The following is a 9365-nucleotide window of genomic DNA, read 5'->3' as shown; positions in this document are numbered from 1 at the left end:
TATCGCCAGATCACGGATCTGCTGCCACACAACTGGCAACCACAGACGATCTGATACGCTTCGAAAACCGTCACTGCCAAACTTGCACCGCAGGCAGATGGTCAAGATGGGTTGGCCGGACGCATACTACTGATCAATGGATTACACGAAATCAGTTTGATGGTTTATCGGGCAAGGACGGAAAGTTCAAGGCCAGTAAATCCAAGTTACGTGATGTGATTGATATGGGGATCGATTTTGGATCAATTGTTGTCCATACAGTAAGCCCAGAAGAACGGGATAACAATGGACTGGCAAAACAGGTGAAGGAGGTGCTTCGTGCTCGTTCCTAGTCCGCCAAATCTATGTCCGCCGAATCCAACTGACAAATCGGACAGCGGGCTTGAAATGCTTATGCTTGTTGGCTTGCAGCCCGCTTTTTATAGCCCGCCAAATTTATACCCCCTGCGGCGGGCTTGGGAGCCTTACTACACAAGGGTTGTAGCCCGCCGTGGTTTTGGTACGTCTAGCGACGTTAGTCCGCTATGGCGGGCTATACGTCTACGGTGCTTTGACTTGATTTTTTGTGAGCACCGCCTGTCATTTTGTGGGGATGAAGTATGCATGCATACCTAAAAGCCGAAATCGCTAATTTGTGCAAAGAGGCCAGCACTTCTGATAAACGATCATCTCAATCACCTGTGTATACATACACACCATTACGTAACCAGATCATCAAACTTGTGTCTGAAATGCCTCCTGAACTGCGCCAGCGGTCGTGGTCAATCACAGAACTAGCAAAGCAGCTCAATGGTCGCTACAAAGCTCATCCACACCCCCAGAACATCGCCAAAGAGTTAATGGCCTTGGGCTGGCAAAGAACCCGTGTATGGACTTCTGAAGGCCGTGGATCACGTATCTGGCACCCACCTGTTTAAAAACCACCAACTAATTATCCATTAATGAGAATAGTAATCATGAAACCATTAAATATAGATCCCGCAGTACAGATCCGTTATGCAGAAAAGCTTACTGCTGAAAAGGTAAGTCGCATCATGAAAAATCCACAATCAAAACCTATGCTGCCTAAATTGCTAGATAAATTACCATCTTCAATTAGGGATACAGTACTCGTTGAAGTAACAAAAATCGCACATAGCATTGCAACTAACTCACATGATGAAGCTGCTATATTAATTTTCGACTATCTCGAAGCAGGCAAAGCTCAGGCAGCAGAGGCAATAGAACTATGGAAGTATTTAATCAAAACAGGGCAACCTACTGGCTCACAGTCTGCGTACAAGTCGGTTCAAAATGATATCGCCAATGTTGACTGTAAAATATATTCAGCAATTTACGCAGCAAGCATTGAACTAGATACGACAGGTCAGCTTTATAACGAATACACGATGATCCGTAGAATCCTTGATGAAGAGCTAGAGCGCATTAGGGATACCTACAAGACAACTTATCCCAAACCTAAGGCTCAGCTTGAATCAGAAAAACGGCAATATTTATCTGCGATGGAAAAATTCACTCACAACGTTACTGCATTCGCAGATCAAATCATCGAAGAGCTATCACCAGCGGTTTTGAACTTGAATAATAACTTGGAAAATTGTTTACAGGATTCTGCTATGAATCCAGCCTAAAAGGTACTGAAGCACCTGTATGGAAAAATATGCTGAAGGGACATACTCTAAGTTTACAAAGCATTGTCCGTCCAGAAACAAGAGGATAGCTGTACAGGTACTAGAACTGAATTTTTACACCAACATTCACTGCACCCAGAGTCTGACCACTGCGAGCTTCGCCAGATAGTCCAGCATACGCATAAGCGTTATCTGCGATCTTGGCTGTGCCATACAGACCAGCTTGAACAAATGCCGCACCAGCATTTGGTGTGGTGATGCTGGTGGACAATCCAGCCAGCGAAGCATTCATCGTTGGATTCAGCAGTCCTGATGAGTCAGCACCGACACCAACATAAGCACGGTAGGTGTATTTCTCGGTCATTGGATTGTTGGTTTTGGAGCCCACCGCCGCACCAATCACACCACGTACACCATTGCCTGTGTAGCTATTGACGCTCAGTGCCGAAGCCACGTCACCTTCATTGACACTGGACTGTGTGACCATCTGCCAAATGACACGAGCGAATGGCGTGACACGCAAGTTGGTGTCCAGATCAATCGGACGACTTAATCCCAAGCTGATCAGCGCATCATTGCCATTAATACTCTTGTTACTAAAGCCGCCGCTCAAGTTCGTAATGTCGCCACGTGACAGATTGCTTGAGTTCAAGCCAAAGCTTGCCATGGCATCGACCACGTATTCTTTTACAGGCATTTTGCCGTAAGCAAAGAGTGAGCCTTGCTGAATCGTACCCGAGCCATAAGTTGGATTCAACGTGGTGCTGGAGAGCGCAAAACCACCGCCTACGGTTAAACCGTTTGCTTTAATGAAATCCGAGCCAAACACCAGTTGATACAGATTGCTGTTCCAACCACCTGAGTAGCTGTCACTTGCGCGATTGCCTTTCTGGTAAGCCAGTTCACCCCAGACATTGCCGTTGGAAAACGACTCGTTTGCTGGATTGACATTTGGATTCGTGCTGACCGCAGAAGATGCCACACCACCATTCAATGCTGTGTTGGTGGTATTCATCAACGCGGTATTGCCCGCAGCATTGGTCATCGAATTAGGCAATCCAAGACCCATCGTGTCCCCCAATCGTGTCAATACTGCTTGTTGAACACGCTGAGTGGTTTGAGCGATGGTTGCTACTGCGGCGGCATAGACTTCACCTGCCAAGCTTTGTGCGTAAGAGGCAATACCAGAGCCTGACGTTTGATTCGAGATGCTGTAGAGCAGCTTGTCTTGGATGGAAGTAGATGTGCCTGATGTATTGGCTTGTGTGATTTGATCTAACACCCAGCCTACAGACTGTGCGTTTCTGTTGCCTGAAGCAGATGAAATTGTGGTCTTATATGACGATGGAACAACAGCCAAATCCAAGCTATTGCTGCTATTCATGTTGTAGAACGACACGAACTGTGTGCCTGAAGCCAGACCATCTGGTTGAACTAGGCTTGAGAATCGACCGTTGATGCCACCTGCCGCCGTAATGATTCGGAACTGGTCGCCCAGTTTAGGTGTGTAGGGGGTGCTACCGTAGCCAGATTCATCAGTGCTAAACAGGTTCTGTAGCATAGGCTTGAGAATGGAACCTGAGTTGATGATGAACTGACCATTGGTGATGTTCATAAACGAGTAATAACCCGTCGCACCAATGGGGGTTAGTTGGCTGGCTTGTATGGTTCCTGCGATATCTTGCTGGAATGTTGACCCACTGTTCATCGTTACAGATGAGTTCATCGCCAGATAGCCTGGTGAGTTACCAGGCTTGAGCAGTCCAAATACTTGAACTTCGCCATCAATCGTGCCTGAACCGCGAAGTTCGGCGCCAGTTGCCACAGTTACTGAACCCGAACCCAGTGAGCCGTTCTGTAACTCTAGCGCACCTTGTGAAACGGTCGTTCCACCGGTGTGGGAACTTGCGCCAACCAAAACCGTTTTGCCTGTGCCATTAAAAGTCAAAGCACCTGCGCCAGTAAATCCGCCAGACAACGTAGATTTACTCTTAGCAGCTGAAGTGATCCAGCCGTTATTGTTGGTTACGCTAAAACGCTGAGATGAAGATTCGCCTGCACCAAGCAACAGCGTTCCGCCGTCTAAAACGGGATTGGCTGTTGAGCCAACGCTGGATAGTTGGACTGATTGATTGGATGTGATGTTGGTTGTGCTTGAGCTACTGCTGCTACCGCTAGAGCTGTTGCTACTGCTACCTCCGCCACAACCACTAGCGCAAGTAACAATGAGATCCCAGTTTGTGCCTATCCTAGTAAGGGACCAATTGTAAGTACCATAAGTGCCAGAAGTTGCTCCTGGAATGTTGAGTTCATTCAGTCCAGTAAAAACGTTTGTGTATGTGCCTGCCACTAACGTGGAGGCTGGGACACCCGATACACCACCAGAATAAATACCAAAAGTGATTGAACCGGAAGGACTGGTGGCTGCAAGTTGACCGTATTTTGCGGTTGAAGTGACGATGAGATTGTAGTTGGTCGGAAGTGGTCCCCAGTGCTTTAGTGCGGTTGTGCTTGGTGTCGTACTGTCTCCACCTTGACCATTATTGAGATTTAAAACAGATCCCTTATCAAGAAAATTGTAAATACCATAGCCAGATCCTCCTGAGCTTAATGCACCGGTATTCGTTAAATTTGTGACGGTGCCTATTAACGTACCATCGCTGTTCTTTATTGCGGAGCCAGCTCCGCCAGAAACGTTACCTCCTTTAATTGAACCTGTATTTATTAAGTTTGTTACGTTACCTCGGTTCGAAAATGCATCGTTATTGCTAGTGATAGATCCACTGTTGTTAAAAGTTGTGATAGTAGAGTTAGAGTTCCAAATGCTGGTATTTGAAGTGTTTATGACACCAGTGCTGGAGTTTGTGAAGATGCTAATCCCAGGGGATGAGTTTCTTAACCCGATGTACCCGGTGATTGTTCCATCATTTACTACTGTAGAACCCGCGCCGCCCGCCAAAATGGCATTGCCCGAGGGGGGGGATAGGGCTGCTCCGCTAGAAATAGTGACTGCACAGTTGGCAGTTGAGGCAACTGAAACAGTAGAAAATCGCGTGCCACTAAGAATCTGTACAGGGCAAATGTCATCGACGACAGCGTGTGCGTGGTTAATTAACGCAAATACACTCAGTACTCCAAATAGAAAATAAAGCCTTTTTTCCGAGAGAGCTTTGCGAAACATTTTCCACATACCTTGCTTTTTAATTGGTTAGAAATATACCAAATAGCGTATGTGATTTGAATGGAAAGTAACTAGTAGAAATGTCCTTACAGAAGGTCTTGTAATCACAGCCGTGAAACAGCTCTAGCTTTACAAATGTCGTTCAAAACGACACTAACTTTCTCCATATTCCTGTATTCAACAGTGTGTACTACTAGTAGTACAAACAGCAAGTTTTCGTAATTTACGAGCCCAATGGCACTTGTTACTGACTTTTACTGACAGTTAAACGCAATCAATGGGCAGTTCGTATCGGTCATGAGCGCACCAATAGGTTGACTGCCTCGAGCTTCGCGCGAGAACCCCAGCAAAAGAATTTGGACGATTGACAGTTGAGATGGTTACGAACAACCTATCACTACAAACGAAATAAGGCCTAACAATGTGCGTATACATACATAGTAAAAAATAGGTCTCGCAATAAACGGGATACTTATCAATAGGGTACCCACCCCCACCCCCTTGGCCCATCCCCCTAGGCAGGGAGCAATTCAATTAATCCATACTGCAAGGCCAATCCCATAAATGCGTTCAGATATCAAAGCGTTCGCCTGAGCTAAATACAAATACATACCCAGTCCGCGTATCACCTGCAATCATTTGACCTTGCCATCCTAACGACTTTGCCAACTCCATAGCCACCACAGCGTGCACCATAACGCCACTATGCACATGATTAAAAGGACGGGTGATATGAATGCCAGTAGTAGTACTAGCTTTGATACGTGAGCCTCTGTAGTTAGTAGGTCCCAAATACTTTGTTGTGATCGTTTGCATGCTGCCTCCCAATGTCGTTTTTACAAAGGCAGCCGAAGTAGTGTTTTACACAGCGCCTAGTCATGGCAGGATTAACAATCGAAAAATCTTTTCTGGCTTAACAATGTGATAGGTATAAATCCCTTGAGCTTATAAGGAAAAGTAAATGTAAAATTGACCCAGCAGTGACCCAATACCGACCCATCCGAGTGGTGAAATTCGGTAGTTTCTTTAGGTGTTATTTTGATCTGATGTTGTCAACATCGTTGACTTTGCTGGAATTATTGGTGGGCGGTACAAGGTTCGAACTTGTGACTTCCACCGTGTGAAGGTGGCACTCTACCGCTGAGTTAACCGCCCGATCTGATGCGCGCAAATAGCGGCAAGACTGGAGACTGGATCGTAAATCCAAGATCAAGATTATACACGGTCATCCGATTCCCCCTCAAAAATGGCATTTCTGCGTCATAATCATCCAAAACATACAAATACTTCGGAGACAAATTTTGAAAATCACGGCAATTACGGCCATTCCGCTATCCTTTCGCCTTCCGGAAGGAAAAACAGTCACGATGGGGATCGGCAGCACCAGCAAACGCGATGCCATTATCGTTAAAGTCGAAACATCTGAAGGTATTACAGGCTATGGCGAGGCCCATCCGGGACGCAGCCCCGGTGCGATCGTCAGCTTGATTCACAATACTCTCGCCCCCATGCTGATCGGCATGCAAGCCACCGATTGCGTCGGCGTATCGCAACGCGTGCATCGCATGCAATTATCGAGTCATGGCGTAGGCTCAGGCGCGTCACTCGGACTTGCAGGGATCGATATGGCGCTGTGGGATATCCGTGGTAAAGCAGCCAAGATGCCGCTGTACGAATTACTTGGTGGCAGCAAGCGCCGAATTCCGGCCTATGCCGGAGGTATTTCGCTTGGTTTTCAAAAAAAGGAATCATTGGCCGAGGAAGCTCTCGACTATGTCGCTCGCGGCTACAAGGCCGTGAAGTTGCGTTTGGGTGATAGCGCACGCAACGATATCGAGCGCGTCCTGCATGTCAGAAAAATGCTTGGTGATGATATTGATATTTTGACCGATGCCAACACCAATTACACAATGGCACAGGCTCGCCAGGTTTTACCGGTACTTGCGGAAATCAAGGCGGGGTGGCTTGAAGAGCCCTTTGCCTGCAACGACTTCCATTCTTATCGAGAGGCGGCAAAAATCACTCCCCTCGTTCCAATCGCCGCTGGCGAAAACCACTACAACCGGTTTGAGTTTGCGCAGATACTCGAGGCCGGTGCAATTCAAATCTGGCAACCTGATTTGTCCAAGTGTGGCGGCATCACGGAAGGGCTTCGAATTGCGGCGATGGCATCGGCCTACCGCATTCCGATGAATACACACAGTTCGGCGACGGGCATCAACCATGCCGCTACCATACATTTCGCCGCAGCAATCGAAAATTCAGGTTACTTCGAAGCCTGTGTCTCTCACTTCAATCCTCTTCGCGACATGTTTGGAGAGGCATTCAAAATCGGTGCGGACGGATGCGTCGAGCCACCTGATCGCCCGGGCATCGGTCTTGAAATCGATGAAGCGATATTCGCACAATACCCCCTGATCGATGGCCCTGGCTATGTTGTCAAATTCTAAGGAGAGGCAAATGAGAAATTCAATCAAACATATTCTGTTGTCCCTGGGTACCGTGTCAATATGCGCCGGCGCCTTCACCGGCACTGCAAGTGCGCAAAACTACCCAGAACGATCGATCAAAATCGTTGTGCCTTATCCACCCGGAGGCTTTAACGACACGCTTGCCCGAATCTCCAGCGACAAACTTTCCAAAGTCTGGAATCAGACTGTTACGGTTGAAAATAAACCTGGTGGCAACACAACGATCGGCAACAACTATGTCGCCAAATCTCCCGCAGATGGATATACATGGCTAGTGTCGCCTTTGCCTTTCTCGGTATTGCCTGCGCTTTATGGGGACAAACTTCCATATGACGCACTTAAGGACTTTCAGCCCTTGATCTGGGCTGGTAGCGCCCAGAATGTTTTAGCGGTGCGTAATACGCTGCCAGTCAGGTCCGTAAAAGAATTGATCGAATATGCGAATAAAAATCCCGGCAAATTGAATTATGGATCCACCGGATCGGGTTCTTCCAACCATCTATCGATGGAGCTCTTCATGAGCATGACTGGAACGAAAATGGTGCATATTCCGTTCAAAGGCAGCGCACCCGCAGTGGCGGCATTGATAGGCGGCGACACGGATGTTTTATTCGACAACATTCCAAACATCATTTCCCAGATCAAATCAGGCAGCGTGACACCGATCGCAGTCACCGGAAGCAAGCCATCGCCCATGCTACCGGGGATCCCGACTGTAGCTGAATCCGGCGTCCCCGGATATGAAGTGAATGTATGGTTTGGCATTCAGATGCCCGCGGGTACACCAAAAGCAATCGTCGACAAGGCTAACCGTCAACTTGCCGAAATTTACAAAACGGAAGAGGTAACCAAACGATTTAATGATCAAGGGGTGGAAGTTGTTGCAAGCACTCCCGAAGAGTTCAAGAAAATGATCGCAAGCGAGGCGGCCAAGTGGGCCAAAGTGGTCAAAGATGCCGGGATCAAAATCGAATGAAAATCCTAGACGTCACACTCACTCTATTTGCCTGGGATGAAATCCCATCGACAAGCTATGGCGCGCATACAGGCCGCTTTGAGGGGGGCAGCAAACTGGGGCTGCTCAGCATCTCGACCGACTCCGGCATCACAGGGCATGCTTTTCTAGGGTCCGCCTTTTATCCGGCAGACATGGACGGCGCGACACTCATCAAATATCTGAAGCCGATATTAGTGGGGCAAAATCCTCTGGATCGCGAACGCCTATATAAAGCGATGTGGAAACGTGTCCGGACAACAACTGCCCGGTCAATTGGTGCGTGTGACGTTGCGCTATGGGACATTGCAGGTAAGGTGGCCGGGCTGCCGATTCATCAATTGTTAGGTTCGTTTCGCACCAAGGTGCCCGCATACATCAGCTCTGCTGTTTTGGCCTCCCCGCAAGCATACGCCGATGAAGCTTTACATTACAAATCACTGAACCTTATTGCTTACAAAATTCATCCTCCACAAATCTGGCGCGACGACATCAAGGTTTGCGAGGCCGTGCGAAAAGCTGTGGGTGATGATTATCTATTGATGCTGGACTCCGTTTGGTCTTACGACTATCAGCAGGCGTTGCGAGTCGGGCAGGTTATTCAGGACCTTGGTTATTACTGGTATGAAGACCCTCTCGCCGATGCTGACATCTACAACTATGTAGAGCTCAAAAAACATTTGAGCATTCCGATCATGGCAACCGAATATCCCGCAGGTGGGCTCGATTCGTACGCACCGTGGATCAAGGAGAGAGCTACCGATTTTCTGCGCGGGGATGTTGCCGTCAAAGGCGGAATCACCACATTAATGAAAACTGCGCATTTGGCGGAAGCATTTCATTTAAATTACGAAGTTCACCATGGCGGGAACTCCCTAAACAATTTTGCAAATCTGCATGTAATCATGGCACTGCAAAATACTGAATTTTTTGAGGTCTTACTGCCCTCAGCGTCCCAAAAATACGGTTTGATCGAAGACATTCAAATTGATGCCGATGGTATGGTGCACGCACCTTCCGAACCGGGTCTAGGCGCGCAAATCGATTTTGAGTTGATCAAACGAAAAACGCTTGGCATTTTGAGCTAA

General features: G+C 47.7%; 9 protein-coding genes and 1 tRNA gene. 7 read left to right on the top strand and 3 right to left on the bottom strand.

Features of this window, described 5'->3' with window-relative positions:
* The 3 genes from G3I67_RS14940 to G3I67_RS14445 all read left to right on the top strand — a co-directional run.
* Positions 1–332: hypothetical protein (locus G3I67_RS14940; RefSeq protein ID WP_203583684.1), on the top strand; the 332-nt coding region annotated here is incomplete at its 5' end.
* A gap of 267 nt (positions 333–599) precedes the next feature.
* On the top strand, positions 600–917 hold the full coding sequence (locus G3I67_RS14450; RefSeq protein ID WP_163656246.1) for a hypothetical protein: 318 nt from the start codon (positions 600–602) through the stop codon (positions 915–917).
* A gap of 39 nt (positions 918–956) precedes the next feature.
* The gene (locus G3I67_RS14445) at positions 957–1631 is read left to right on the top strand and encodes a hypothetical protein (RefSeq protein WP_163656245.1); all 675 of its coding nucleotides are present in this window, start codon (positions 957–959) and stop codon (positions 1629–1631) included.
* 100 nt (positions 1632–1731) lie between these two features.
* Here the strand turns inward: G3I67_RS14445 and G3I67_RS14440 are convergent, their stop codons facing one another.
* Positions 1732–3699 carry an autotransporter family protein gene (locus G3I67_RS14440; protein WP_163656244.1) on the bottom strand — a complete coding sequence of 656 codons (1968 nt, stop codon included), beginning with the start codon at positions 3697–3699 and terminating at the stop codon, positions 1732–1734.
* 565 nt (positions 3700–4264) lie between these two features.
* On the opposite strand from G3I67_RS14440, the gene G3I67_RS14435 reads away from it, so the two are divergent.
* Positions 4265–4780, top strand: coding sequence for a hypothetical protein (locus tag G3I67_RS14435; protein WP_163656243.1), 516 nt, complete (start codon positions 4265–4267; stop codon positions 4778–4780).
* Positions 4781–5382: 602 nt separating this feature from the next.
* Here G3I67_RS14435 and G3I67_RS14430 read toward each other — a convergent pair.
* On the bottom strand, positions 5383–5628 hold the full coding sequence (locus G3I67_RS14430; RefSeq protein WP_163656242.1) for a hypothetical protein: 246 nt from the start codon (positions 5626–5628) through the stop codon (positions 5383–5385).
* 264 nt (positions 5629–5892) lie between these two features.
* Positions 5893–5967: transfer RNA gene (locus G3I67_RS14425), tRNA-Val, on the bottom strand.
* A 146-nt stretch (positions 5968–6113) separates the two neighbouring features.
* On the opposite strand from G3I67_RS14425, the gene G3I67_RS14420 reads away from it, so the two are divergent.
* From G3I67_RS14420 to G3I67_RS14410, 3 genes are read left to right on the top strand one after another with little or no spacing between them, the layout of a single operon-like run.
* Positions 6114–7262 (top strand): mandelate racemase/muconate lactonizing enzyme family protein, encoded by a 1149-nt coding sequence (locus G3I67_RS14420; protein ID WP_163656241.1) that lies wholly within the window; start codon positions 6114–6116, stop codon positions 7260–7262.
* Between the two features lie 10 nt (positions 7263–7272).
* Positions 7273–8259, top strand: a complete 987-nt coding sequence (locus G3I67_RS14415) for a Bug family tripartite tricarboxylate transporter substrate binding protein (protein WP_235931954.1) — start codon at positions 7273–7275, stop codon at positions 8257–8259.
* Positions 8256–9365, top strand: a complete 1110-nt coding sequence (locus G3I67_RS14410; RefSeq protein WP_163656239.1) for a mandelate racemase family protein — start codon at positions 8256–8258, stop codon at positions 9363–9365. Before G3I67_RS14415 ends, G3I67_RS14410 begins: the two co-directional genes overlap by 4 nt.

Origin of the sequence: Sheuella amnicola, assembly GCF_010499255.1 — a bacterium.
GTDB lineage: Bacteria > Pseudomonadota > Gammaproteobacteria > Burkholderiales > Burkholderiaceae_B > Zwartia > Zwartia amnicola.
This window is presented reverse-complemented; position numbering and strand designations above follow the sequence as displayed.

Bases quoted from the DNA above. Each gene is read 5' to 3' on its own strand.
- G3I67_RS14450 (WP_163656246.1), top strand. From the start codon at position 600: ATGCATGCATACCTAAAAGCCGAAATCGCTAATTTGTGCAAAGAGGCC.
- G3I67_RS14445 (WP_163656245.1), top strand. From the start codon at position 957: ATGAAACCATTAAATATAGATCCCGCAGTACAGATCCGTTATGCAGAA.
- G3I67_RS14430 (WP_163656242.1), bottom strand. From the start codon at position 5,628: ATGCAAACGATCACAACAAAGTATTTGGGACCTACTAACTACAGAGGC.
- G3I67_RS14415 (WP_235931954.1), top strand. From the start codon at position 7,273: ATGAGAAATTCAATCAAACATATTCTGTTGTCCCTGGGTACCGTGTCA.
- G3I67_RS14410 (WP_163656239.1), top strand. From the start codon at position 8,256: ATGAAAATCCTAGACGTCACACTCACTCTATTTGCCTGGGATGAAATC.